Raw genomic sequence first — 23,115 nt, 5'->3', positions numbered from 1 at the left:
CCTTTCTAGGCAAAATCTCACTTCCGCGTGACCCTTTCCAAGAAATTCACTTGTTTTTTTCACCGGAAAAGGCAGTGATTTTAGGGGTGACGACAGACTTTCTACCGGTTTTTGCCGCAGGCAGCCGCGACTTGGAAGACCTGGCTGTGACCTGAACCGCCGCATGTTGCGGGCGGAGACTTAGAAGGAGAGGCGGCATGCCGACCGGCACCGTTAAATGGTTCAACACCACGAAGGGATACGGATTCATTGCCCCCGATGATGGCGGCAAGGACGTGTTCGTCCATATTTCCGCGGTAGAGCGCGCCGGGATGACCGGGCTCGCGGACAACCAGAAGATCGGCTACGAGCTGCGCGAAGGCCGCGACGGTCGCGCCTCGGCGAGCGACCTGCAAGCCCTGTAAGCCCACGGCGCACCGCGTCTCTGGCATGAACCGGAGCGTATCTGCGCCAAGACCGGACGGCGTTCGGGGCCGGCCACGGCCCCGTCACACCCCGCCTGCGCGTTAGGGCGCGGGCCTGTCTCCTTCGGCACCGGTCGCGATGTGCAACCCACCTCGCCCTGCCGCGTTGCATTAGCACACGCAACGACAGGAGCCGGTCATGCCAGCCAAATCCGAAGCCCAACAGAAAGCCGCCGGTGCGGCGCTTTCCGCGAAACGCGGCGACACCAAGGTCAGCGACCTGCAGGGCGCCTCGAAGGACATGTACGATTCGATGAGCGAATCGGAACTGGAGGATTTTGCGTCCACCTCCCACGACGATCTGCCAAAGAAGAAAAACGACTAAGCGCGTCTGGCGCGTTGGCGTACGCACAACCTAGCCCGGCGCACACCGCGCGGTAAGACAGGGATGGACTGCGCCGCGCGGGCCTTTGACCCGGTGCGAGAGCCGCCGCGCAGCGCGACCCGGTAGCCGCCCTGCGCGATCGATCCAGCGTTTATCCCAGCGCGCGCCAGCCGATATCGCGGCGGCAGAAGCCTTCGGGCCACTCAATTGCGTCGACCAGTGCATAGGCGCGGTCGCGCGCTTCGGTCAGCGTCGCCCCGCGCGCGGTGCAGTTCAGCACGCGCCCGCCCGTGGCCACTAAAGCGCCTTCATGCATCGCCGTGCCCGCGTGGAATGTCATTTCGCTGCTGGTTTCCGGCAGCGCGTCCAGCCCACGGATTTCCGTGCCCTTGCGATAGGCACCGGGATAGCCTTGGGCGGCCAGCACCACTGTCAACGCGTGGTCGTCAGCCCAGTTCACCCGTGCCTCCGCCAGCCGCCCCTCGGCCACAGCCAAAAGCAGATCGAGGATCTGCCCGCCCAGCCGCAGCATCAGCACCTGACATTCCGGATCGCCAAAGCGGGCGTTGTATTCGACAAGCCGGGGCTGGCCTTTTTCGATCATCAACCCAGCATAGAGCACGCCTTTATACGGGGTGCCGCGCCGCGCCATTTCGGCCATCGTCGGGCGGATGATCTGATCCAGCGCGGCCTGCGTTACCGCGTCGTCCATGATCGGCGCGGGGGAATAGGCGCCCATGCCGCCGGTGTTGGGGCCGGTGTCGCCTTCGCCCACGCGTTTGTGGTCCTGCGCCGTGCCGATGGGCAGGACGGTTTCGCCATCGCAGAGCACGAAGAAGCTCGCCTCCTCGCCGGTCATGAATTCTTCGATCACCACCTCGGCGCCCGCTGCGCCGAATTCGCCGCCGAACATGTCGTCTACGGCGTCGAGCGCTTGGTCCAGCGTTTCGGCCACGATCACGCCCTTGCCCGCGGCGAGGCCGTCGGCCTTCACCACGATGGGGGCGCCGTGCTCGCGCAGGTAGGCTTTCGCAGGCTCCGCAGCATCGAACCGGGCCCATGCAGCGGTGGGGGCAGAGGCCGCATCGCAGACCTCCTTGGTAAAGCGCTTGGACGCTTCAAGCTGAGCCGCCGCCTGCGACGGGCCAAAGACGAGGATACCCGCCGCGTCAAGCTCATCGGCCACACCTGCGGCCAGCGGCGCCTCGGGGCCGATCACGACGAAATCCACCGCCATGTCGGTCGCGAACTGCACCACCGCGCCCGGATCGACAATGTCGAGATCGGCACATTCGGCAACCGCCGCGATCCCGGCATTGCCCGGCGCCACGATCAGCCGGTCGCATTTGGGGTTCTGCTTGATCGCCCAGGCCAGCGCATGTTCGCGTCCGCCCGCCCCCAGAAGAAGGATGTTCATCGCTTGCGCCCTTTGCTGCCGCTTTCACTCAGGTTGCGCGCGTTCTAAGGTCAGCCGCGAGGCGAGACAAGCAAAGCAGGCCCCCATGTCCGATCTGATCGACGACGATGCCGCCGAGACCGGCGGCAATGCCCCTGAATTTACGGTCACCGAGATTTCGGGCGCGATCAAGCGCACCATCGAGGGGGAGTTTTCCCATATCCGCGTGCGCGGGGAAATCGGCCGCGTCAGCCGCCCGCGCTCCGGCCATGTCTATCTGGACCTGAAAGATGACCGCTCCGTCCTGTCCGGCGTGATCTGGAAGGGCGTCGCCAGCCGCCTGACCACCCCGCCCGAAGAAGGCATGGAGGTCATCGCCACCGGGCGGCTGACCACATTTGGCGGCCAGTCGAAATATCAGATCGTGATCGAGGATATCGCCCCTGCCGGGATAGGCGCGCTGATGGCCATGCTGGAAAAGCGCCGTCAGATGCTGGCTGCCGAGGGGCTGTTCGATCCCGAGCGCAAACGCGCCCTGCCCTATCTGCCGGAGGTGATCGGCGTCGTGACCTCGCCCTCCGGCGCGGTGATCCGCGACATCCTGCACCGTCTGCGCGACCGGTTCCCGCGCAAGGTTCTGGTCTGGCCGGTTGCGGTGCAGGGACAGGCCTGCGCGGCACAGGTGACCGCCGCGATCGAAGGGTTCAACCGGATGACGCCCGGCGGCGCCCTGCCCCGGCCCGATCTGCTGATCGTGGCGCGTGGGGGGGGCTCGATCGAGGATCTGTGGGGGTTCAACGAGGAAAGCGTTGTGCGCGCGGCGGCGGCTTCGGCCATTCCGCTGATCTCTGCCGTGGGGCATGAGACGGACACGACGCTTATCGACCACGCCGCCGACCGTCGCGCACCGACGCCGACCGCCGCTGCCGAAATGGCCGTGCCCGTGCGATTGGAACTGATGGCGACGGTCACCGAATGCGAAGGCCGGTTAAGCCGCGCCGCCGCCCGGATGATCGGCGACCGGGGTCAAAGGTTGCGCGATCTGTCCCGCGCGTTGCCGCGTCCCGAAATGCTGGTCGGTCAGGCACAGCAGCGGTTTGACCTCTGGGCCGACAGGCTGCCAGCGGCGCTGAAAGCCTCGGTCCAGCGGCGCAAGCTGACCCTGTCGGACCGCGCCGCCGCGCTGCGCCCCGGTCTGTTGCGGCGTCAGGTGGCCGAGGCCCGGCGGAGCTATGAAAGCTGCGCGCTGCGCCTGCGCCCGCAATTGGTGGACCGTGGCCGGATGCAGGCATCGCGCGATCTGGCGCTGCTGAGCGCGCGGCTCGATCAAGGCTTCGTGCAGGGTGTCACGGTCCGGCGCGAGCGGCTGGATGCAGTGGAACGCCTGCGTCAGACGCTGGGCTATCAGGAAACCCTGCGGCGCGGCTACGCGGTTGTGCGCGCAGGCGAGGAGGTCGTGACCACCGCCGCCCGCGCCCGCGAGGCCGGAGCGCTGGAGATCGAGTTCGCCGATGGTCGTTTCCGTCTGGGAGGCGCAGCCCCGAAACCCGCGCGCAAGGCCCCGAAAGGCCCCGACACGCCCCCTGAACAGGGAAGCCTGCTGTAAGGCCGGCCAATCGCCAGGGCGCGCGCGCCCCGGCGGATAGGTCGGACGCGGAAGGCTACACGGCTCGGCGCGGCCCTTGGCCAGACATATCAGCGCAACGTGAGCCTGCCCGTGGGGTAGCGCTTAGGCGGTTGAGCGGGGCGCTTTATGGCGCCACGCCCCTCCCCGCTTGGAGGTCAGCGCGAGGTGGCCAAGCGCCAGCCCGTGGGGACGGGCAGGCGCTTGCTCTCGCGCCCTGCGGGCTTGTTCGAGAGCGGGTGTGCTTTGTTCAGGGCAATGCGCGGACAGGGTAACCGAGGCCAGCGCGGGTTTGTCACGGCGCATATTCAGCGACGGTGTGGCCGAGGCTCAGCGTTTGGGCTTGGTGCCGGGGCCACGGCCTGTGGGGCGGGGGCCGGATTTGGGGGTGAAGCTGCGCCCGGCACGGTTATCACGACTGGCGGGATCGCGGTTGGCATCGCGGCTGCGGCCAGCCTGTGGCTTGCCTTCGCCGCCGCGCGCGCCGCGGTCTTCGGCCTCTCCCGCGCGTTTGCCTGCGAATTTACCGCTGCCCGGCTTCCCTGCCGTCGGCTTGCCCGCACCGAATTTGCGGTCCGCAGGCTTTCCGCCAAAGGCCCGTGCTTCCCCCCGCGCCTCGCCCGGCTTGCCCGCGCCGGGCGCGCCGCGTCCGGGCTTGCGCGCACCGCCGCGCAGACCCGCTGCGCCCGCCACATCGGCGGCGCGGGCTTCGGCGTCGGGACGCGGTTTGCGCTTCACATGGCGCTTGGGTTTTTCCTTGGGATCGGCCCAGTTCTTCTCCAGCCCCAGCTGGTCGCGCAGCACCTTCTGCTTGACCTCTTCGACCTCCCCCTCGCGCAGATCATTCAGGCGGAAGGGGCCGTAGCTGACGCGGATCAGCCGGTTCACGGCAAAGCCAATGGCCTCGATCGCGCGGCGGATCTCGCGGTTGCGGCCCTCACGGATGCCGATCGTGGCCCACGCATTCGCGCCCTGCTGGCGGTCGAGCGTCACATCCATCGCCTGAAACCGCTCGCCCTCGATCACGAGCCCCTCGCGCAGCGGCGCGAAATCCTCGTCCTTAGGCGCGCCTTTCATGCGAACGCGATATTTCCGCAGCCAGCCGGTGGAGGGCAATTCCAACCGGCGCTTGATCTCGCCGTCATTGGTCAGAAGCAGCAGACCTTCGGAATTCAGGTCAAGCCGCCCCACCGACATCACGCGCGGCATCTCGGCGGGCAACGCATCGAACACCGTGTCGCGGCCCTTCTCGTCACGGGCGGTCGTCACCAGCCCCGCAGGCTTATGATACAGCCACAGGCGCGCGGGTTCAGGCTCGGCCAAGGGCTGTTCGTCCACCTCGATGCGGTCGGCCTCGGTGACGTTGAGTGCCGGGCTTTCGATGACCCGACCGTTGACGCGCACGCGCCCGGCCTCGATCATCCGCTCGGCATCCCGGCGGGAGGCGACGCCAGCACGGGCGAGCACCTTGGCAATGCGGTCGCCGGCTGGGCCGGTGGATTTGGGCGGGGTGGCGGGCTGATCGGTCATGGCCTGCTCCTACACCCTGCCCCGCGCTTTGGGAAGCATCGGCGACAGGGCTTTGCGGGACTTGCCAAGCGCCGCGCGCACGTGGACAAGACGGGCCATGAGCCGTTTTACCACCCATATGTACACCGCGCTGGAGGAGGCCCGCGCCGCCGCCGCGCGCGGGGAGGTGCCGGTGGGCGCGGTGCTGACCGATCCGGCGGGCCGGGTCGTGGCCCGCGCGGGCAACCGCACGCGGGAATTGCATGACCCCACCGCCCATGCCGAAATCCTTGCGATCCGCGCCGCTTGCGCCGCCGCAGGCTCGGACCGGCTGCCGGGGCATGTGTTATGGGTGACGCTGGAGCCCTGCCCCATGTGCGCCACCGCGATCTCGGCCGCGCGGATCGCCCGGCTGATCTATGGCGCCGCCGACCCGAAATCCGGCGGTGTGGCGCAGGGACCGCGCATCTTTGCCCATCCGCAGGCACATCACCGGCCCGAAGTCATCGACGGAATTTGCGAGCCGGAGGCCGCGGCCCTGCTACGGGAGTTCTTCGCAACACGCCGCTAATGCGCTAGTTTCCCCGGCACCTGAAATCTGATCCCAACGAGGTCCACATGCGCATTACTCTTCGCCCGCTTCTGCTGGCCGGTCTGGTCGCCCTGCCGCTGGGGGCCGCCCATGCCCAGAGCAATACCCCCGCCCCCGGCGGTGCCGAGGCCCCTGCTGCCGCGACACCCGTCCGCGTCGCGATCCATGTCGATGAAAATGATCCGGCGCGGATGACGATGGCGCTCAACAACGCCGCCAATATCGAGGCGTATTACGCCGAGCAGGGCCAAGAGGTTGAAATCGAGATCGTAACCTACGGGCCGGGTCTGCACATGCTGCGCGCCGACACCTCGCCCGTGGCCGACCGGATCGCGACCATGTCGCTCGAATATCCCGACATGGTATTTTCGGCCTGCGAAAACACCATCGCCGGAATGGAACGCCAAAGCGGCGAAACCGTGTCGCTCATCGATGAGGCGGTCAAGGTTCCGTCTGGCGCGGTGCGCCTGATCGAATTGCAGAACGAAGGCTGGGCCTATCTGCGCCCCTGACCGATCCGCGAAGGGGCGGGGATAGCAACGCCCTGCCCCTTCGCCCTGAATACCCAGCGATGACGCGGCACCCAGCACGCCACGCTGCCCGCGCGGCGGACCTATACATGGGCGGTTGCGCGTCGCCGATGCGGACAGGGTTTCGCGTGATCCTTGCCCTGCCCGCGCGGCTCAGATCTCAATCGGTGTCATGACCTCGGGTTCGATCACCTCTGCGTCGGGCAGCGCGTCGATGAGCGGCTGCGCGGACTGCTCCAGCAAGGGGAAGGTCTTGTAATGGCAGGGGATCACGGTTTTGAAATCAAAGAATTTCGACGCGGCATAGGCGGCGCGGCGCATGTCCATCGTGAAATGTCCGCCGCAGGCGAGGATGCCGATATCGGGCGCGTGCAGATCCTGAAACAGCGCCATATCCGCCATGACATCGGTGTCGCCCGACAGATAGATCACATGGCCCTCGGCCGCGATCATGTAGCCCGCCTCGTGCCCGGCATAGACCGGACCGTCCTTCCCCTCTAAAGCCGAGGAATGGGTCGCGTTCACCATCGTCACCGCAACGTCGCCCAACCGCACCGTGCCGCCTTTGTTGAAGCCGATAGTCTCCACCTCGCCCTTCGAGCCCCAGTAGCCCATGAGGTCCGCGATCCCGACCAGCGTTGCCCCTGTCTGCCGTGCGATCCCCAGCGCGTCCGAGGTATGATCGCCATGGCCGTGGGTGATGAGGATGTGGGTCGCTCCGGCAATCGCCTCCTCGCGCCGCTCCTCGGGGAAAGAGGGGTTGCCCGACAGCCACGGATCGATAAGCAGGATCTGCCCGCCGATCTCGATCCGGAACCCTGCATGGCCCAGCCAGATGATTTTCATTGCACTCTCCTGTGTGGATCTGTGCAACAGGATAGGGCGCAGGAGCAAAACGCCCAATAGCGCGAAGGACCGGCGCACAGCGCGCGCAAGGAGACGACGAGCATGGACTGGACCGCGCAACTCGACGGCTATTGCGAACGGATCGATCCGTCCTTCTGGGCGGAGCCTTTGAATGCCGTGACCAATGCCGCGTTCGTCCTTGTCGCGATGCTGATGTGGGGGCGCGCGCGGTCGGGCGGCGGACGGATGCTCTGCGCGGTGCTGGCTGTGATCGGGGTTGGCTCGTTTCTGTTTCACACGCTCGCCACGGTCTGGGCGTCGCTGGCCGATACCGGGCCGATCGCCGTTTTCGTGCTGAGCTATCTTTACCTTGCGAACCGGGATTTTCTGGGCTGGTCGCGCGTGGGGGCGGTGCTGGGACTGGTGGCGGCGATCCCGGCCATCGCGCTGGCGACGCCCCTGTTGGCGCGGGTGCCGTTCATCGGCATCTCCGCGATGTATTGGCCGGTCGTTCTGCTGATTGCGGGCTACGGCGTGGCCTTGGCGCGGCGCGCGCCGGAACTGGCGGGTGGGCTATGGCTGGGCGCGGGGATTTTGACCCTGTCGCTGGTCTCGCGCAGCATCGATGGCCTGCTATGCCCGGTCTGGCCCGTGGGGACGCATATGCTGTGGCATGTGCTGAACGCGGCGATGCTGGGCTGGATGATCGAATTGCACGCGCGGGTTCGGGACGGGCGCACGCCCGCGGCCTAGCGGACGCGTAAGCCGCAGAGAGGCCTGAGGTTCGCCCGCAGCGGCGCGCTTAACTCTCCAGCAGGCGACGGGCCTGGCCGGGCCAGTCGTCGCGCGTGGCACGGCCCGGAAAGCCGGGCAGATGCGCGTCGATCCATGCCAGTTCCGCCGGGGTCAGGGCGGCAAGTTGATCGAAATGGTAGATGCCCAGATCATGACACAGGGATTGCAGCTTGGGCCCGATGCCCTGAATGCGGGTCAGATCGTCGGCTCCGCCGGGGCGCGGCGCGTCGCGGCCTGCGGGCCGGGTCGGGATCACATCGGGATCGGGCAGCGGCGCCGTAAAGGCCGCCTCGCCACGCAATTCGTCGACCAATGCCTCCAGTTCTCGAATGCGGGCATCCTTGCGCAGACGGTCCCCACGGCACCGATCAAGCCGGGCGGTCGCATCGCGCAGCCGCTCTTCCATATCGGCCAGCGGATCCTCTGCCGGGGTGTCGGCTATGGGCCGCGTGACCGGATCGGCTTCGGCCTGCGGGGGCTGGTCCGGCTCCTGCCGGGTCGGGCGCGCGCCCCACAGGATATATCCCGCCAGCACGCCGATGGCCCCGGCAAGCAGCAGCTGCATCCAGATTTGCGCCATAAGATAGGCCATCAGGGAGCGTCCTTGCCTGAGGAAGAGGAATCGGCATCGGCCTGCCGCTCACCGTGGGAGGGGTCGGCGGGCCGGGGGCCGGGCTGCGCATCATCCACAGGGCGGCGCAGATCCAGCACCGGAATCACGCCCTCGGGCAGATCGGCCATCGCCGCCCAGATCGCCTGCTCTCCCGCCCCATCGCGCAGCGTGCCGGTCAGACGCAGCAGATCGGGGGCAAGCTGCACCTGTCCCGGCTGCACCCGTGCCAAGGCCGCCAAGGCGACGGTGACGATCTGCGCCCAATCCGCCCCGTCCGTCGCGGCATCGAGGTAATGCACCCCCGGCGGCAGCCCTGCCTGCGACAGGTCGCGCGGCAACGCGCCGCTGGCCGTCAGCGCCCCGCTGGCCGATTTGTCGAGCCGCAGTCCGAGCAGCGCAGGCGCGGCGGCTTCGGGGCGGCTGATATCGGTGCGCGCGCTATACCCTGCGGGCAGGATCGCCAAAGCGGCCTCGGCGGCGCTGGCGGAGGCCGCGTCCGTGGCGCGCCCGCTCAGCCGCAGATCCCGGTCGCTCAAAACGAACTGGCCCTCGGCCAGATGGGCAAGCGCGGTCTGCGCCTGCGCGACGAAACCGGGCCAGTCGTCGTCAGGCATACCCGCCGCAAGGTCGAGCGCGGCAGCGCCGTCGGGGCTGGTTGTGCGCGCAAACTCGGCCCGCAGCGCTTCGGACGGAACATGCCCGCGCCAGACGGTGCCTTGGGCAGTCCGCGACAGCGCGATGGTATAGGGCTCAACCAGCGGCAACACGCGAGAGCGGTCCGTAAGCGCCCGCAGGCCCGGCAGCGCCATTAGCGCGCCCTGCGCCGCGCGCTGTTGCGCCACGCTGGTGAAATCTCCGCTCAAGGTCACGTCGCGCCCGGCTAGGTGAACCTGCGCTGTGGCGGGGCCGTAGGACTGTTCCGCCGCCGTCGCTGTGCTCAGCGCAGTGCGGGCCCGCTGCGTCAGATCTGCCTCGATCCCGCGCGCGGTGGGGCCTGCCGTCCAAATGCCAAGCAGCCCGATCCCCGCAACGAAGACAGCAAGCGCAAGGCCTGCACGGGCGGGGAACATTCGGCCAGTCAAATCACTCTCTCAATTACCGAACCCGGCCACGGTGCCGGGTCGCGCGGCGTCAGAGCCGGGACATCCGCCATCAGGGGGCCGCGCTGGCCTATGGTTTTCCGGCACCGTGGTGATTGCAAGAAAAAAGCCCGGCGCTGCGATGGCAGGCCGGGCTTTGCGACTGTCGGAGGGGCGTCCCTTAGGCCGCCCCCGCGCAAGGTTGAACCGCGCTTAGACCAGCCGCGACACGTCGCGCGCGGCGCGGACGAAATCAGCGAATAGCGGATGCGGCTCGAACGGTTTGGATTTCAGCTCCGGGTGGAACTGCACGCCGATGAACCACGGGTGATCGGTCCATTCCACGATTTCAGGCAAGCGACCGTCCGGCGACATCCCCGAGAAGCACAGACCGGTCTTTTCCAGCTGTTCCTTATACTTGATGTCGACCTCGTAGCGGTGACGGTGGCGTTCTTCGATGGCTGTGTCGCCATAGATCGCCGCCACGCGGGATCCATCGGTCAGCGCCGCGTCATAGGCGCCAAGCCGCATGGTACCGCCCTTGTCATCGCCGACCTTGCGCTCGACCTTGTGATTGCCCTGCACCCATTCCTTCAGGTGGTAGACGACCGGCTCAAAGCGGCGCTTGCCCGCTTCGTGGTCGAATTCCTCCGACCCGGCCGTGGCGACACCGGCGACGTTACGCGCGGCTTCGATCACCGCCATCTGCATGCCCAGACAGATGCCCAGATAGGGCACTTTATGGGTGCGGGCGAATTCGGCGGCCTTGATCTTGCCCTCGGTGCCGCGCTCGCCAAAGCCGCCGGGCACGAGGATCGCGTGGAAGCCTTCGAGATGGACCGCGGGATCTTCGCGCTCGAAAATCTCCGCATCGACCCATTCGACCTTTACCCGCACGCGATTGGCCATGCCCCCGTGGGTGAGGGCCTCCGCGATGGATTTATAGGCGTCTTCCAACTGGGTGTATTTACCGACGATCGCCACGCGCACTTCGCCTTCGGCGTTGTGGATACGGTCAGACACGTCTTCCCACTTCGCCAGATCGGGCTTCGGCGCGGGGCTGATCTGAAACGCGTCGAGCACGGCCTGATCCAGACCCTCGCGGTGATAAGCCAGCGGCGCATCATAGATGGTGGACAGATCCTGCGCGGCGATCACGCTGTCGGGGCGCACGTTGCAGAACAGTGCCAGCTTCTCGCGTTCCTTGGCCGGGATCGGCCCTTCGGAGCGGCAGACGAGGATATCGGGCGCCAGACCGATGGAGCGCAGTTCCTTGACCGAGTGCTGCGTCGGCTTGGTCTTCAACTCGCCGCTGGCCTTTATCCACGGAAGCAAGGTCAGATGCATGAACAGGCACTGACCGCGCGGCTTGTCCTGACTGAACTGACGGATCGCCTCAAAAAACGGCAGGCCTTCGATATCGCCGACCGTGCCGCCGATCTCGCACAGCATGAAATCGACCTCATCCTCACCGATTGAGATGAAGTCCTTGATTTCATTGGTGACGTGCGGAATGACCTGAATGGTTTTGCCCAGGTAATCGCCGCGGCGTTCCTTCTCGAGCACGTTGGAATAGATCCGCCCGGAAGACACGCTGTCGGTCTTGCGCGCAGCCACGCCGGTGAAGCGTTCGTAATGGCCAAGGTCCAGATCGGTTTCGGCCCCGTCATCGGTCACAAAGACCTCGCCATGCTCGAACGGGCTCATCGTGCCGGGATCGACATTCAGATAGGGATCGAGCTTGCGCAGTCGGACGGAATAGCCGCGGGCCTGCAACAGGGCGCCAAGCGCGGCGGATGCCAGCCCTTTGCCCAGTGAAGATACAACGCCGCCGGTGATGAAGATGAAACGCGCCATGCGGTGGCGACCCCCGTGAGTTTGCTGCGATAGTCTGCTGCGAATCGGCTGGATCGGGGCCTGCGAAACAGGTCGCCCAACCGCACCATCACGGGATTTAAGTTATAACGGATTCGTCCCGGATGGGCAACCGCGCCGCAAGATGATGTTGTCCGATTGACGTGACGGTCAACCGATTGTGGCACTGGTCTGAGAAATGAAACGGGGGCCAACTGGCCCCCGGATCGGCGAAATTTTCGGGTGTGGCAGGATCAGTCGGCGCGCGGAAGAAGCGGCGCATTCCCGCTTTCGCCCGACGAGGGCGGCAGAAGTTCCGAGCCTGCCGGCATGTCGGTATCGCCGTCGATGGTGCTGTCCTGAACCGCGGGCGCCGGGGTGAACCGGTCCACGACGGAGCCGCCGGCACTGTCCATCGCCGCAAGGATCGTCAGCGCGATCGACGTGCAGATGAATGCGATGGCGAACAGCCATGTGAGTTTGCCCAGCGCGGTGGCTGCGGCACGGCCGCTCATCACGCCACCGCCGCCTCCGCCGCCGCCCATGCCAAGGCCGCCGCCTTCCGAGCGCTGCAGAAGCACCACGGCGATCAGGCAGAGCGCGAGGATCAGATGAACGATGAGGACGACGTTTTCCATGAAGGCTCCGGTTCTCGTATCGCGGCTGATCTAATGGGATCGGGCCGGGCTCGCAACCCCTGTCGCGCCCGGCATGCCGCGCAATTCCGCCGCGGCGCATGGGTGCTGCACTCAGGGCACGGCGGCCCCGCGTTACAGGTCGACGTCGTCCACGTCCGCCTGCCCCGACAGCCGCCGCCGGATGATCGACCATGACAGCCCGATCCCCAGCACCGCAGACAACGCGACCAGCACCAGCCATGTGGTCGCGGACGGATCGGACAGCCGCATCCAGCCCGCATCGATCAGCACCCAGACCAGCGCTGCGACGACCGCGCTGACCAGCCCCATGCCCACCGCCCCGATGGAGCGCAGCGTGGCCCGCAGATAGATCGTGTAGCCAATCACCAGAACCAGCCCGACCAGAACCACCATCGGCAGCTGGTCCGACATGGATCGGCTGGCCCAGCGGACATAGTTCCATTGGGTCGGATTGAAGGTCGCAGCCATCAGCACGAAAGCCGCGGCCCATCGGTAGAAGATCGGGGTCAGCAAAACACTCAGCCAGTCTGGTCGGGGGGGACGCTCCATACCGGGGGCGCCGATCCCCTGTGAAAGTGAACTCGTGAACAAAACAATCATAGCATTCCCCAACGCTTGCGCGCCACGCGGCAATGCGGGCGGGCATCGGGGTGGCGTCCCTTTGCCCCAGCCGCCCCCGGCCTGTCCAGTGTTTCCACCGCGCGGCACCGGGATTCCGGCGGGTTCGTGCGCCTTGCCCCGCAATTGGCCCCGGTTTCGCATAAAAACCGGTTTCGCCCCCGGTGCGGCGCCGCTATACGGGGCCCGGATTTTCCAACCGACAGGAATGCATCATGGCCAACGTCGTCGTCGTCGGCGCCCAATGGGGCGACGAAGGGAAAGGCAAGATCGTGGACTGGCTCAGCGAGCGGGCCGACGTGATTGCCCGGTTTCAGGGCGGCCATAACGCCGGCCATACGCTGGTCATCGATGGCGAGGTGTTCAAGCTGTCGCTGCTGCCCTCCGGCATTGTCCGCAAGGGCAAGCGCTCGGTCATTGGCAATGGCGTTGTGCTGGACCCTTGGGCGCTGATCGATGAGATCGCCCGCCTCACCAAGCAAGGTGTCGAGGTCAGCCCCGACAACCTGATGATCGCGGAAAATACCCCGCTGATCCTGCCGGTGCATGGCGAGTTGGACCGCGCCCGCGAATCCCAGACCGGCGTTGCCAAAATCGGCACCACCGGCCGCGGCATCGGCCCGGCCTATGAGGATAAGGTGGGTCGCCGCACCGTGCGCGTGGCCGATCTGGCCGACCGCGCGACGCTCGAATCCCGCGTCGACCGTTTGCTGGTGCATCACGATGCGCTGCGCCGGGGTCTGGGCCTGCCCGAGGTCGACCGCGCCGCGCTGATGGCCAAGCTTGAAGAGATCGCGCCGCAGATCCTGCCTTTCGCCGCGCCGGTGTGGAAGGTGCTCAACGAAGACCGCCGCGCGGGCAAGCGTATCCTGTTCGAAGGCGCGCAAGGCTCGCTGCTGGATATTGACTTCGGCACTTACCCGTTCGTCACCTCGTCCAACACCATGTCCGGCATGGCGGCGACGGGCACCGGGCTGGGCCCCAATGCGATTGATTTCGTGCTGGGCATCGTCAAGGCCTACACCACCCGCGTCGGCGAAGGCCCCTTCCCGACCGAATTGCAGGACGCCGATGGTCAGCGTCTGGGCGAGCGCGGGCATGAGTTCGGCACCGTCACGGGCCGTCAGCGCCGCTGCGGTTGGTTCGATGCGGTTCTGGTCCGTCAGACCTGCGCGACCTCCGGCGTGTCCGGCATCGCGCTGACCAAGCTGGACGTTCTGGACGGCTTCGACGAGCTGAAAATCTGCACCGGCTATGAGCTGGATGGCGAGACGCTGGACTACCTGCCCACCGCCGCCGATCAGCAGGCCCGCGTCACCCCGGTCTACGAGACGATGAAGGGCTGGTCGGAAAGCACTGCTGGCGCACGCAGCTGGGCCGATCTGCCCGCCGAGGCGATCAAGTATGTGCGCCGGGTCGAGGAACTGATCCAGTGTCCCGTCGCGCTGCTGTCCACCTCGCCCGAGCGCGACGACACGATCCTCGTCACCGATCCGTTCGCGGATTGATCCGGTGGCGCTGAGCTACAAGGCACGGCGGCGCTGGTCGCTCGTCATCCTGCTGGTGGGGCTGCCGCTCTATATCGTTGCGGCGGTGACGGTGGTGGGGCTGCTGGATCGCCCGCCGGTGTTGGTCGAACTGGCGATCTATATCGGGCTGGGCGTGCTTTGGGCGCTGCCGTTCAGGTTCGTGTTTCGCGGGGTCGGCAAACCGTCCGACGATGCGCAGACCAAGCGCAAGTGACATCTGATTGAAGGGGGCCGCATCGGCCCCCTTTTTTCATGCGCGCCCGCTGGATCGCGCGCAGCGCCACCTTCCTAATCATCGTTATTTTGCAAGCGCAGCATTGGCAGCCCTGCAGCGGCATCCGGCGTCGGCCCCCTGCGTTGCCACATGTGCGACCGGGTCAAGCGGGCCGCGCTGAAATAAATCCGTTTACGCACCGTCGCCTTGCGCATAGGTTATGCTGCAACTGCAGAAAGACCGGCTCTTTCGGGGGCCGCAAGGGAAGGAAAGTCATGGCAGAGTTCAGCAAGATCCTCGTCGCCAACCGCGGCGAAATCGCCATTCGCGTGATGCGCGCCGCCAACGAGATGGGCAAGAAGACGGTCGCCGTCTATGCCGAAGAGGACAAGCTGTGCCTGCACCGCTTCAAGGCGGACGAAGCCTATCTGATCGGCGAAGGCATGGGCCCTGTCGCGGCCTATCTGTCCATCGATGAAATGATCCGCGTGGCCAAGATGGCCGGAGCGGACGCGATCCATCCCGGCTACGGGCTGCTGTCCGAAAACCCTGATTTCGTGGAGGCCTGCGCCGCTAACGGCATCACCTTTATCGGTCCGAAGGCGGAAACGATGCGCGCGCTGGGGGACAAGGCCAGCGCACGGCGCGTGGCCATTGAGGCGGGCGTGCCGGTGATCCCCGCGACCGCAGTGCTGGGCGATGACATGGACGCCATCCGCGCCGAAGCGGAGGCCGTCGGCTACCCCCTGATGCTGAAGGCCAGCTGGGGCGGCGGCGGTCGCGGTATGCGCCCGATCCTGAAGCCGGAGGAGCTTGAGGAGAAGGTTCTGGAAGGCCGCCGCGAGGCCGAGGCCGCGTTTGGCAATGGCGAAGGCTATCTGGAGAAGATGATCACCCGCGCCCGCCATGTGGAGGTGCAGATCCTTGGCGACAGCCACGGCAACATCTACCACCTGTGGGAACGTGACTGTTCGGTCCAGCGCCGCAACCAGAAAGTCGTGGAACGCGCCCCTGCCCCCTATCTGTCGCCCGCCCAGCGCGAGAAGCTGTGCAACCTCGGCAAAAAGATTTGCGAGCATGTGAATTACGAATGCGCAGGCACCGTCGAATTTCTGATGGATATGGATTCGGGCGAATTCTACTTCATCGAGGTGAACCCGCGCGTGCAGGTCGAGCATACCGTGACGGAGGAAGTCACCGGGATCGACATCGTGCGCGCGCAGATCCTGATCGCCGAGGGCAAGTCCCTGACCGAGGCCACCGGCGTTGCCTCGCAATATGATGTGGAACTGTCGGGCCACGCGGTTCAGTGCCGGGTCACGACCGAAGACCCCACCAACAACTTCATCCCCGATTACGGGCGCATCACCACCTATCGATCGGCCACCGGTATGGGCATCCGGCTGGATGGCGGCACGGCCTATTCCGGCGCGGTCATCACCCGCTATTATGACAGCCTGCTGACCAAGATCACCGCATGGGCCCCCACCCCCGAAGCTGCGATTGCACGCATGGACCGCGCGCTGCGCGAATTCCGCATCCGGGGCGTGGCGACGAATATCGATTTCGTTATCAACCTGTTGAAGCACCCGACCTTCCTCAACAACGAATACCACACCAAATTCATCGACCAGACGCCGGACCTCTTCGATTTCAAGAAACGCCGCGACCGGGCGACGAAGATCTTGACCTATCTTGCCGACATCACCGTCAACGGGCATCCCGAAACGCAGGGCCGCGCCCAGCCGCCGGCAGAGGCCAAACCCCCGCGCCTGCCCGATCTGCTGACCGCCGAGCCCCCCGCCGGCAGCCGCACCCTGCTGGAGCGCGAAGGTCCGCAGGCGGTGGCCGATTGGATGCTGGCGCAAAAGCAGTTGCTGCTGACCGACACCACCATGCGCGACGGGCATCAGTCGCTGCTGGCCACGCGGATGCGGTCGATCGACATGATCAAGATCGCGCCCGCCTATGCCGCCAACCTGCCGCAACTTCTGTCGGTTGAATGCTGGGGCGGCGCGACCTTTGACGTGGCCTACCGCTTCTTGCAGGAATGCCCGTGGCAGCGGCTGCGCGACCTGCGGGAACGCATGCCCAACCTGATGACGCAGATGCTGCTGCGCGCCTCCAACGGGGTCGGTTACACCAACTATCCCGACAATGTGGTCCAGAGCTTCGTCACTCAGGCCGCCGAAAGCGGCGTTGACGTGTTCCGCGTGTTCGACAGCCTCAACTGGGTCGAAAACATGCGCGTCGCGATGGATGCCGTGATCGAAAGCGGCAAGGTCTGCGAAGGCACGATCTGCTTTACCGGCGATCTGCTGGACCCGGCCCGCGCCAAATACGACCTCGCCTACTATGTCGGCATGGGTAAGGATCTGAAGGCCGCAGGCGCGCATGTGCTGGGCCTGAAGGACATGGCCGGTCTGCTGAAGCCCGCAGGCGCGCGGTTGCTGGTGAAGGCCCTGAAGGAAGAGGTCGGCCTGCCGATCCACTTCCACACCCATGACACGTCGGGCATCGCCGGGGCGACGATCCTTGCCGCCGCCGAGGCCGGGGTGGACGCCGCCGATGTGGCAATGGACGCGCTGTCGGGCAACACCTCGCAGCCGACCTTCGGCTCCATCGTCGAGGCGCTGGCCCATACCGAGCGTGACACCGGCATCGACATCGAGCAGGTCCGCCAGATCTCGGACTACTGGGAAGCGGTCCGCCTGCAATATGCCGCGTTCGAATCGAGCATGCAGGCCCCGGCCTCGGAGGTGTATCTCCACGAAATGCCCGGCGGGCAATTCACCAACCTCAAGACGCAGGCCCGGTCGCTGGGTCTGGAGGAGCGTTGGCACGACGTGGCCCATATGTATGCCGAGGTGAACCAGATGTTCGGCGATATCGTGAAGGTCACCCCGTCGTCGAAAGTCGTGGGCGACATGGCCCTGATGATGGTGAGCCAAGGCCTGACCCGCGCCGATGTCGAAGATCCGAAGAAGGACGTGTCCTTCCCGGATTCGGTGATCGACATGATGAAGGGCAATCTGGGTCAGCCGCCGGGCGGATGGCCCAAGGCGCTGCAGAAGAAAATCCTGAAGGGCGAGAAGCCCATGACCGACCGTCCGGGCAAGCATCTTCCCCCCGTCGATCTGGACGCCACCCGGCAGGAATTGCAGGAGAAGTTCCCCGAAACCGAAATCGACGGCGAGGATCTGAACGGCTACCTGATGTATCCCAAAGTGTTCTCGGACTACATGACCCGGCATCTGGAATACGGCCCGGTGCGGACGCTGCCGACGCATGCGTTCTTCTACGGGATGGAAGATGGCGAGGAGATCGAAGCCGAGATCGACCCCGGCAAGACGCTCGTCATCCGCTGTCAGGCCATCGGCGAGACCGATGACCGGGGCGAGGTGAAGGTGTTCTTTGAACTCAACGGCCAGCCCCGCGTGATTCGCGTGCCGAACCGGCACGTCGCAGCCACGAAACAGGCCAATCCGAAGGCCGAGATCGGCAATCCCTCCCATGTGGGCGCGCCGATGCCCGGCTCCGTCGCCTCGGTCGGGGTTCAGCCCGGTCAGAAGGTGGGCGAAGGCGACATGCTGCTGACCATCGAAGCGATGAAGATGGAAACCGGCATCCACGCCGAACGCGCAGCCACGGTGAAGGCGGTTCACGTCAAACCCGGCGACCAGATCGACGCGAAAGACCTGCTGGTCGAATTCGAGTGATCCTAATGCGCCCCGCCCGATCCGGCGGGGCGCGTTGCTCTTTCGCAGCATGCACCGCGTGCGGACTGTATGACACGGGCTGTTCAGCCGCGCCGCTCTGCAACCTGCTGCCCCCACGCGCGAGGCCTAAGATACGCGATGGCGGGGAACAGCCGACTTCACCCAAAGTCAGGCATATTTTTCGGCCTCAGTCCGGATTTCCTCTTGCAGCCTCCGCGTGGTTTTCATAAATCCCCCTCACCCAAGGAAGCGGGCGTAGCTCAGGGGTAGAGCATTACCTTGCCAAGGTAAGGGTCGGGCGTTCGAATCGCCTCGCCCGCTCCAATGGGCCCTCCTTTCAGATCAATACGTTGAATACCTACCCCGGTATTTTGCAGATCGCTGACGGGACGACGATGACACGAAAAAGGGGCTTGTGCCGGACACCGCGATCCGGTAGCACGCACCCACCCAAGGAAGCGGGCGTAGCTCAGGGGTAGAGCATTACCTTGCCAAGGTAAGGGTCGGGCGTTCGAATCGCCTCGCCCGCTCCAATTTCCTCTCTCACGAGACGGATGTGAAAAGGGCCGGTCTTTTGACCGGCCCTTTCGCGTTTCGCAGACTGGCCCCTGTGGCTCAGCTTTCGTGGAATTCCAGCATGTCTTGAAACAGCTGATCGGCATGGGTCGCGGTCAGGCCGTGGGGCGCACCGTCATATTCCTTCAATTCCGCATCGCGGATCGCCTCGGCGGCGGCGCGGCCCGACGGATCGATGGGCACGGTCTCATCCGCCGTGCCATGCACCACCAGCGTCGGCACATCGAAGGCGTCGAGGTCGGGACGGAAATCGGTGGTGCCGAACGCATCGACACAATCGAGTGTCGCCTTGGGGCTGGCTTGCATTGCCATCATCAGGGACCAATGCAGCACGCCGTCGGACACGCCGCCCTTCTTGGTGCCCTGCCCGTAGAACGTCTTGAAGAACTCCGACAGAAACTCCGGGCGATCCTTGCGCAAGCCGTCCTTGATCCCGTCGAAGACCTTCTGCGGCACGCCGTCGTGATCGTCGGTATCGAGCATGAAGGGCACAACGGAAGAAATCAGCATCGTTTTCGCGACGCGCTCCCCTTCGTGGCGGGACATGTAGCGGGCGACCTCACCGCCGCCCATCGAAAACCCCGCCAGCGTGGCCTCCTTCAGATCCAGCGCGGCCATGACGGTGGCCAGATCGTCCGACATCGTGTCGTAGTCATAGCCTGTAAACGGCTGTTCGGACCGGCCAAAGCCGCGCCGGTCATAGGCCACCACTCGGTGCCCCGCCTCGGCCAGCCGCACCGCCTGATATTCCCAACTGTCGGCATTGAGCGGCCAGCCGTGGATTAGCACCAGCGGACGCGCCTCCGCCGGCCCCCAGTCCCTGACATGGATCTTCGTGCGGTCGATCGCTTCGATCATTGGCATAGGGTGTCCTTCCTTGGAAAGTTTCGTCATCCCAACCCGCCCCCGGTGCCGCCTGTTCCATCACGGCGACAGGAGCCCGGCTGCGACGCACGCCCCCTTTTCCCGGCAGGACGCGCGCCCTATACAGGCGCCCGAGCCCGATCCGGGCATGTCGAAAGGAGCCGCCATGCGCCGCGCCAGCATCACCCGCAAAACCGCCGAGACCGATATCAGCGTCGAAATCGACCTCGACGGCACCGGCAGCTATGACAACCGCACCGGGGTCGGCTTCTTCGATCACATGCTCGATCAGCTGTCGCGCCACGCCCTGATCGACATGACCGTGCGCTGCGAGGGCGATCTGCATATCGACGATCACCACACGGTGGAGGATGTGGGCATCGCGCTGGGTCAGGCGCTGACGCAGGCCTTAGGCGACAAGCGCGGCATCCGCCGCTACGGCGCCTGCCTGCTGCCGATGGATGACGCGCTGGTCCGCACGGCGCTGGATCTGTCCGGGCGGCCCTATCTGGTGTGGAACGTGCTGCTGCCCACGCCGAAAATCGGCACATTCGACACCGAACTGGTGCGCGAATTCTTTCAGGCGCTGGCCACGCATGGCGGCATCACGCTGCATATCGACGCCCTGCACGGGTTCAACAGCCACCACATTGCCGAAGCCGCGTTCAAATCCGTGGCCCGCGCCCTGCGCGAAGCGGTCGAGACCGACCCCCGCAAATCGGACGCGATTCCATCGACCAAGGGTGCGCTGTGATGCTGACGGTTCTGATCGATTACGACAGCGGCAATCTGCACTCCGCCGAGAAGGCGTTTCAGCGCATGGCCCGCGAGGTGGATGGCGGCGAGGTGATCGTGTCCTCCTCGCCCGAGGATGTCGCCCGCGCCGATCGCATCGTGCTGCCCGGTGACGGGGCCTTCCCCGCCTGTCGGGACGCTCTCGTTGATCGCACCGGCCTTTTCGAAGCGCTGGTCGAAGCGGTGGAGGTGAAAGCCCGCCCGTTTCTGGGCATTTGCGTCGGCATGCAGCTCATGGCGTCGCGTGGGCACGAATACCGCGAGGTGGACGGGCTGGGCTGGATCGCGGGCGACGTGGTGGAAATAGAACCCGGCGATGACCGTTTGAAAGTGCCGCATATGGGCTGGAACGACCTGATCGTCACCGGCTCCCACCCCATTCTGGACGGGGTGCAGACCGGCGATCATGCCTATTTCGTGCATTCCTACCACTTCCGCGTGGCCCGCCCCGAAGAACGGCTGGCGCATGTGGATTACGGCACCGATGTCACCGCCATTATCGGCCGCGACACCATGATCGGCACGCAGTTCCACCCGGAGAAAAGCCAGTCCGCCGGGCTAAAGCTGATCGGGAATTTCCTGAGCTGGGCGCCCTAGGGCGCTGGCAGACGACCGGGGTCATGCAGCGGGCCGCGGTCGCAAAACGAAACGGACCGGGCCCGCGGGCCCGGCCCCTGAGCAAGGTCAGTTGACCTTCTTCCAGCTCTGGCTTTTGCAGATCGGACCGATGCAGCCCGACACTTTCAGCATGTTGCCTTCAAGCTGCATCTTCGAGCGGTAGGTCTTATCCGCGCCGGGATCCCAGATCTTACCGCTTTTATAGGCTCCGCCACCTGCGGGGACCATGTCCCAGACCAGCGCGCGCCCGGTATGCGGGCTTTCGATCGGCTGGCCCTGCCGGTTGAAGGACCGCACCATCGTCCCGCACCACGCCTGACCGCAGGGGGCAAAGCGCACATGCGCGAAATTGCCGTCGTCGTTCAGCTGGGTCTGGTAGGTGCCTGCCAGGTCCTGTGCCAGTGCGGGGCCCGCCACGGTCAGGGCCAACGCCGTGCCGGCGGCTGCCAGAAATCGTTTCATCGCCATTCTCCTCCCAAATCCTGCGATGGTCGATCCTCGCGCCACGCACCCGCACCGGGCAAGCGGAACGTCGCGTCGCAGGCTCGCTTGCCCCGCGCCGCCATCCGTTGCACAAGGCGCCAGACACCAAATGCCGGAGACCGCGCCATGATCCTCTACCCCGCCATCGACCTGAAGGACGGCCAATGCGTGCGCCTGCTGAAAGGCGACATGGAGAAGGCCACGGTGTTTGGCGACGATCCCGCAGCGCAGGCGCGCAGCTTTGTCGAGGCAGGGTGCGAATGGCTGCATCTGGTCGATCTGAACGGCGCGTTCGCCGGGCGCCCGGTCAATGGCGCGGCGGTCGAGGCGATCCTGTCGGCGGTCAACGTGCCCGTGCAATTGGGCGGCGGCATCCGCGACATGGAAACGATCGGCGGCTGGCTGGAAAAGGGTCTTGCCCGCGTTATCCTTGGCACCGTTGCGGTCGAAAATCCCGATCTGGTGCGCGAGGCAGCGCGCGTGTTCCCCGGTCAGGTTGCGGTCGGTCTGGATGCGCGCAACGGCAAGGTGGCCACCCGTGGCTGGGCGGAGGAAACGGATGTCGAGGTCACGGACCTTGCCCGCCAGTTCGAAGACGCTGGCATCGCGGCCATCATTTATACCGACATCAACCGTGATGGCGCCATGCAGGGCCCTAATATCGAGGCGACGGCTGCGCTGGCGCGGGCGGTATCGATCCCGGTGATTGCGTCGGGTGGGGTGTCGTCGCTCGATGACCTTATCGCGCTGCGCGATTGCGGGGCGGGGCTGAACGGTGCGATCTCGGGACGGGCGCTTTATGACGGCGCGCTGGATCTTGCCACCGCGCTGTCCACGCTGAAGGGCTAACGCCTGCGCACGGTTGCGCGCCCGCTGGATCAGCGCCACACTTCCCAAAGGTAACCCCGGAGGAAGTGCCATGTCCTATATCAGCGGTTTTGTCGCGGCCGTGCCGCATGACAACAAGCAAAGCTACATCGATTTCGCCCGCAAATCGTGGTCCGCGTTTCAGCGTTACGGCGCGTTGCGCATGGTCGAAAGCTGGGAGGACGACGTGCCCGACGGCAAGCTCACGTCTTTCCCTATGGCGGTTCAGCGCGCCGAGGGCGAAGCTATCGTGTTTTCGTGGATCGAGTGGCCGGACAAGGCAAGTTCGGACGCCTGTATGGCCGCGATGGAGACTGACCCTGTCTTTGCCGACATGTCCCCCGACGCGATGCCGTTCGATGGCAAACGCATGATCTATGGCAGCTTTGTCCCGGTGCTGGACAGCGCAAAGGACTGAAACCGGGGGGCGCAACCCGGTGGGGCTGGCCCGCCCTGGGGCCGTGGGCGCCTGGCGGGCGCTGGGGCAGTGCGCGTAAAGGCGCTGCCTCTACGCGGTTAATTGGCCCGAATTACACAAAAGGGCGG

23 protein-coding genes and 2 tRNA genes are annotated in these 23,115 nt (G+C 65.7%); 15 read left to right on the top strand and 10 right to left on the bottom strand.

Going from position 1 to position 23,115, the window contains the following annotated elements; genetic code table 11:
- Nucleotides 1-197: 197 nt before the first annotated feature.
- Complete coding sequence (locus CBW24_RS05040) at nt 198-404, top strand: cold-shock protein (RefSeq protein WP_088662192.1); 207 nt, start codon at nt 198-200, stop codon at nt 402-404.
- Between the two features lie 199 nt (nt 405-603).
- A complete protein-coding gene (locus CBW24_RS05035) occupies nt 604-789 on the top strand; it encodes a DUF3008 family protein (protein ID WP_097372870.1) in 186 nt (61 codons plus the stop codon).
- Nucleotides 790-940: 151 nt separating this feature from the next.
- On the opposite strand, the gene purD is transcribed toward CBW24_RS05035, so the two are convergent.
- Nucleotides 941-2,206 carry a phosphoribosylamine--glycine ligase gene (gene purD / locus CBW24_RS05030; protein ID WP_097372869.1) on the bottom strand — a complete coding sequence of 422 codons (1,266 nt, stop codon included), beginning with the start codon at nt 2,204-2,206 and terminating at the stop codon, nt 941-943.
- 85 nt (nt 2,207-2,291) lie between these two features.
- Here purD and xseA point away from each other — a divergent pair, with 85 nt between their 5' ends.
- Nucleotides 2,292-3,791: an exodeoxyribonuclease VII large subunit gene (gene xseA / locus CBW24_RS05025; protein WP_097372868.1), complete on the top strand. Its 1,500-nt coding sequence runs from the start codon at nt 2,292-2,294 to the stop codon at nt 3,789-3,791.
- Nucleotides 3,792-4,139: 348 nt separating this feature from the next.
- On the opposite strand, the gene CBW24_RS05020 is transcribed toward xseA, so the two are convergent.
- Entirely contained in the window at nt 4,140-5,339 is a 1,200-nt protein-coding gene (locus CBW24_RS05020) for a pseudouridine synthase (RefSeq protein WP_097372867.1), read from the bottom strand.
- 97 nt (nt 5,340-5,436) lie between these two features.
- Between CBW24_RS05020 and CBW24_RS05015 the strand changes: the two genes are divergently transcribed.
- A complete protein-coding gene (locus CBW24_RS05015; protein ID WP_088662197.1) occupies nt 5,437-5,889 on the top strand; it encodes a nucleoside deaminase in 453 nt (150 codons plus the stop codon).
- Between the two features lie 47 nt (nt 5,890-5,936).
- Complete coding sequence (locus tag CBW24_RS05010; protein ID WP_097372866.1) at nt 5,937-6,422, top strand: DsrE family protein; 486 nt, start codon at nt 5,937-5,939, stop codon at nt 6,420-6,422.
- 171 nt (nt 6,423-6,593) lie between these two features.
- On the opposite strand, the gene CBW24_RS05005 is transcribed toward CBW24_RS05010, so the two are convergent.
- The gene (locus CBW24_RS05005) at nt 6,594-7,286 is read right to left on the bottom strand and encodes a metal-dependent hydrolase (protein WP_097372865.1); all 693 of its coding nucleotides are present in this window, start codon (nt 7,284-7,286) and stop codon (nt 6,594-6,596) included.
- Nucleotides 7,287-7,388: 102 nt separating this feature from the next.
- On the opposite strand from CBW24_RS05005, the gene CBW24_RS05000 reads away from it, so the two are divergent.
- Nucleotides 7,389-8,039: a ceramidase domain-containing protein gene (locus CBW24_RS05000; protein WP_097372864.1), complete on the top strand. Its 651-nt coding sequence runs from the start codon at nt 7,389-7,391 to the stop codon at nt 8,037-8,039.
- A 49-nt stretch (nt 8,040-8,088) separates the two neighbouring features.
- Here the strand turns inward: CBW24_RS05000 and CBW24_RS04995 are convergent, their stop codons facing one another.
- The 5 genes from CBW24_RS04995 to CBW24_RS04975 form a co-directional block, all read right to left on the bottom strand.
- On the bottom strand, nt 8,089-8,673 hold the full coding sequence (locus CBW24_RS04995) for a helix-hairpin-helix domain-containing protein (RefSeq protein WP_232530141.1): 585 nt from the start codon (nt 8,671-8,673) through the stop codon (nt 8,089-8,091).
- Nucleotides 8,673-9,764: a hypothetical protein gene (locus CBW24_RS04990; protein WP_097372863.1), complete on the bottom strand. Its 1,092-nt coding sequence runs from the start codon at nt 9,762-9,764 to the stop codon at nt 8,673-8,675. Before CBW24_RS04990 ends, CBW24_RS04995 begins: the two co-directional genes overlap by 1 nt.
- A gap of 222 nt (nt 9,765-9,986) precedes the next feature.
- Entirely contained in the window at nt 9,987-11,630 is a 1,644-nt protein-coding gene (locus CBW24_RS04985) for a CTP synthase (RefSeq protein WP_088662202.1), read from the bottom strand.
- 251 nt (nt 11,631-11,881) lie between these two features.
- Nucleotides 11,882-12,265: a preprotein translocase subunit SecG gene (gene secG / locus CBW24_RS04980; protein ID WP_088662203.1), complete on the bottom strand. Its 384-nt coding sequence runs from the start codon at nt 12,263-12,265 to the stop codon at nt 11,882-11,884.
- 132 nt (nt 12,266-12,397) lie between these two features.
- The gene (locus CBW24_RS04975) at nt 12,398-12,835 is read right to left on the bottom strand and encodes a DUF6524 family protein (protein WP_088662204.1); all 438 of its coding nucleotides are present in this window, start codon (nt 12,833-12,835) and stop codon (nt 12,398-12,400) included.
- Nucleotides 12,836-13,119: 284 nt separating this feature from the next.
- On the opposite strand from CBW24_RS04975, the gene CBW24_RS04970 reads away from it, so the two are divergent.
- The 5 genes from CBW24_RS04970 (at nt 13,120) to CBW24_RS04950 (ending at nt 18,899) form a co-directional block, all read left to right on the top strand.
- A complete protein-coding gene (locus CBW24_RS04970) occupies nt 13,120-14,412 on the top strand; it encodes an adenylosuccinate synthase (protein WP_088662205.1) in 1,293 nt (430 codons plus the stop codon).
- 4 nt (nt 14,413-14,416) lie between these two features.
- Nucleotides 14,417-14,647, top strand: a complete 231-nt coding sequence (locus tag CBW24_RS04965) for a DUF2842 domain-containing protein (protein WP_088662206.1) — start codon at nt 14,417-14,419, stop codon at nt 14,645-14,647.
- A 275-nt stretch (nt 14,648-14,922) separates the two neighbouring features.
- Nucleotides 14,923-18,366 (top strand): pyruvate carboxylase, encoded by a 3,444-nt coding sequence (locus CBW24_RS04960; protein ID WP_097372862.1) that lies wholly within the window; start codon nt 14,923-14,925, stop codon nt 18,364-18,366.
- A 249-nt stretch (nt 18,367-18,615) separates the two neighbouring features.
- A tRNA-Gly gene (locus CBW24_RS04955) sits at nt 18,616-18,690 on the top strand.
- Between the two features lie 134 nt (nt 18,691-18,824).
- Nucleotides 18,825-18,899: transfer RNA gene (locus tag CBW24_RS04950), tRNA-Gly, on the top strand.
- Nucleotides 18,900-18,981: 82 nt separating this feature from the next.
- Here CBW24_RS04950 and CBW24_RS04945 read toward each other — a convergent pair.
- Nucleotides 18,982-19,806, bottom strand: a complete 825-nt coding sequence (locus CBW24_RS04945; protein ID WP_097372861.1) for an alpha/beta fold hydrolase — start codon at nt 19,804-19,806, stop codon at nt 18,982-18,984.
- 166 nt (nt 19,807-19,972) lie between these two features.
- Here CBW24_RS04945 and hisB point away from each other — a divergent pair, with 166 nt between their 5' ends.
- Nucleotides 19,973-20,560 carry an imidazoleglycerol-phosphate dehydratase HisB gene (hisB, locus tag CBW24_RS04940; RefSeq protein WP_097372860.1) on the top strand — a complete coding sequence of 196 codons (588 nt, stop codon included), beginning with the start codon at nt 19,973-19,975 and terminating at the stop codon, nt 20,558-20,560.
- Nucleotides 20,560-21,198 (top strand): imidazole glycerol phosphate synthase subunit HisH, encoded by a 639-nt coding sequence (gene hisH / locus CBW24_RS04935; RefSeq protein WP_097372859.1) that lies wholly within the window; start codon nt 20,560-20,562, stop codon nt 21,196-21,198. The genes hisB and hisH overlap by 1 nt, the downstream gene beginning before the upstream one ends.
- Before the next feature lie 87 nt (nt 21,199-21,285).
- On the opposite strand, the gene CBW24_RS04930 is transcribed toward hisH, so the two are convergent.
- Nucleotides 21,286-21,681, bottom strand: a complete 396-nt coding sequence (locus CBW24_RS04930; RefSeq protein WP_097372858.1) for a DUF2147 domain-containing protein — start codon at nt 21,679-21,681, stop codon at nt 21,286-21,288.
- Between the two features lie 147 nt (nt 21,682-21,828).
- Here CBW24_RS04930 and hisA point away from each other — a divergent pair, with 147 nt between their 5' ends.
- Nucleotides 21,829-22,551: a 1-(5-phosphoribosyl)-5-[(5-phosphoribosylamino)methylideneamino]imidazole-4-carboxamide isomerase gene (gene hisA, locus CBW24_RS04925; RefSeq protein ID WP_097372857.1), complete on the top strand. Its 723-nt coding sequence runs from the start codon at nt 21,829-21,831 to the stop codon at nt 22,549-22,551.
- A gap of 70 nt (nt 22,552-22,621) precedes the next feature.
- On the top strand, nt 22,622-22,987 hold the full coding sequence (locus tag CBW24_RS04920; protein WP_097372856.1) for a DUF1428 domain-containing protein: 366 nt from the start codon (nt 22,622-22,624) through the stop codon (nt 22,985-22,987).
- The last annotated feature ends 128 nt before the right edge of the window (nt 22,988-23,115 follow it).

Source organism: Pacificitalea manganoxidans (assembly GCF_002504165.1).
Taxonomy (GTDB): domain Bacteria; phylum Pseudomonadota; class Alphaproteobacteria; order Rhodobacterales; family Rhodobacteraceae; genus Pacificitalea; species Pacificitalea manganoxidans.
Note: the sequence above shows the minus strand (reverse complement) of the source record. Positions and strands in the feature narration are given on the sequence as shown.

Coding starts and splice junctions, on each gene's coding strand:
- CBW24_RS04945 (WP_097372861.1), bottom strand. CDS start 19,806: ATGCCAATGATCGAAGCGATCGACCGCACGAAGATCCATGTCAGGGAC.
- CBW24_RS04960 (WP_097372862.1), top strand. CDS start 14,923: ATGGCAGAGTTCAGCAAGATCCTCGTCGCCAACCGCGGCGAAATCGCC.
- CBW24_RS05010 (WP_097372866.1), top strand. CDS start 5,937: ATGCGCATTACTCTTCGCCCGCTTCTGCTGGCCGGTCTGGTCGCCCTG.
- xseA (WP_097372868.1), top strand. CDS start 2,292: ATGTCCGATCTGATCGACGACGATGCCGCCGAGACCGGCGGCAATGCC.
- CBW24_RS04990 (WP_097372863.1), bottom strand. CDS start 9,764: ATGTTCCCCGCCCGTGCAGGCCTTGCGCTTGCTGTCTTCGTTGCGGGG.
- CBW24_RS04995 (WP_232530141.1), bottom strand. CDS start 8,673: ATGGCCTATCTTATGGCGCAAATCTGGATGCAGCTGCTGCTTGCCGGG.
- CBW24_RS04920 (WP_097372856.1), top strand. CDS start 22,622: ATGTCCTATATCAGCGGTTTTGTCGCGGCCGTGCCGCATGACAACAAG.
- CBW24_RS04970 (WP_088662205.1), top strand. CDS start 13,120: ATGGCCAACGTCGTCGTCGTCGGCGCCCAATGGGGCGACGAAGGGAAA.
- CBW24_RS05040 (WP_088662192.1), top strand. CDS start 198: ATGCCGACCGGCACCGTTAAATGGTTCAACACCACGAAGGGATACGGA.
- CBW24_RS05000 (WP_097372864.1), top strand. CDS start 7,389: ATGGACTGGACCGCGCAACTCGACGGCTATTGCGAACGGATCGATCCG.
- CBW24_RS04930 (WP_097372858.1), bottom strand. CDS start 21,681: ATGAAACGATTTCTGGCAGCCGCCGGCACGGCGTTGGCCCTGACCGTG.
- purD (WP_097372869.1), bottom strand. CDS start 2,206: ATGAACATCCTTCTTCTGGGGGCGGGCGGACGCGAACATGCGCTGGCC.
- hisB (WP_097372860.1), top strand. CDS start 19,973: ATGCGCCGCGCCAGCATCACCCGCAAAACCGCCGAGACCGATATCAGC.
- CBW24_RS04975 (WP_088662204.1), bottom strand. CDS start 12,835: ATGGAGCGTCCCCCCCGACCAGACTGGCTGAGTGTTTTGCTGACCCCG.
- CBW24_RS05005 (WP_097372865.1), bottom strand. CDS start 7,286: ATGAAAATCATCTGGCTGGGCCATGCAGGGTTCCGGATCGAGATCGGC.
- CBW24_RS05015 (WP_088662197.1), top strand. CDS start 5,437: ATGAGCCGTTTTACCACCCATATGTACACCGCGCTGGAGGAGGCCCGC.
- CBW24_RS05035 (WP_097372870.1), top strand. CDS start 604: ATGCCAGCCAAATCCGAAGCCCAACAGAAAGCCGCCGGTGCGGCGCTT.
- hisA (WP_097372857.1), top strand. CDS start 21,829: ATGATCCTCTACCCCGCCATCGACCTGAAGGACGGCCAATGCGTGCGC.
- hisH (WP_097372859.1), top strand. CDS start 20,560: ATGCTGACGGTTCTGATCGATTACGACAGCGGCAATCTGCACTCCGCC.
- CBW24_RS04985 (WP_088662202.1), bottom strand. CDS start 11,630: ATGGCGCGTTTCATCTTCATCACCGGCGGCGTTGTATCTTCACTGGGC.
- CBW24_RS05020 (WP_097372867.1), bottom strand. CDS start 5,339: ATGACCGATCAGCCCGCCACCCCGCCCAAATCCACCGGCCCAGCCGGC.
- secG (WP_088662203.1), bottom strand. CDS start 12,265: ATGGAAAACGTCGTCCTCATCGTTCATCTGATCCTCGCGCTCTGCCTG.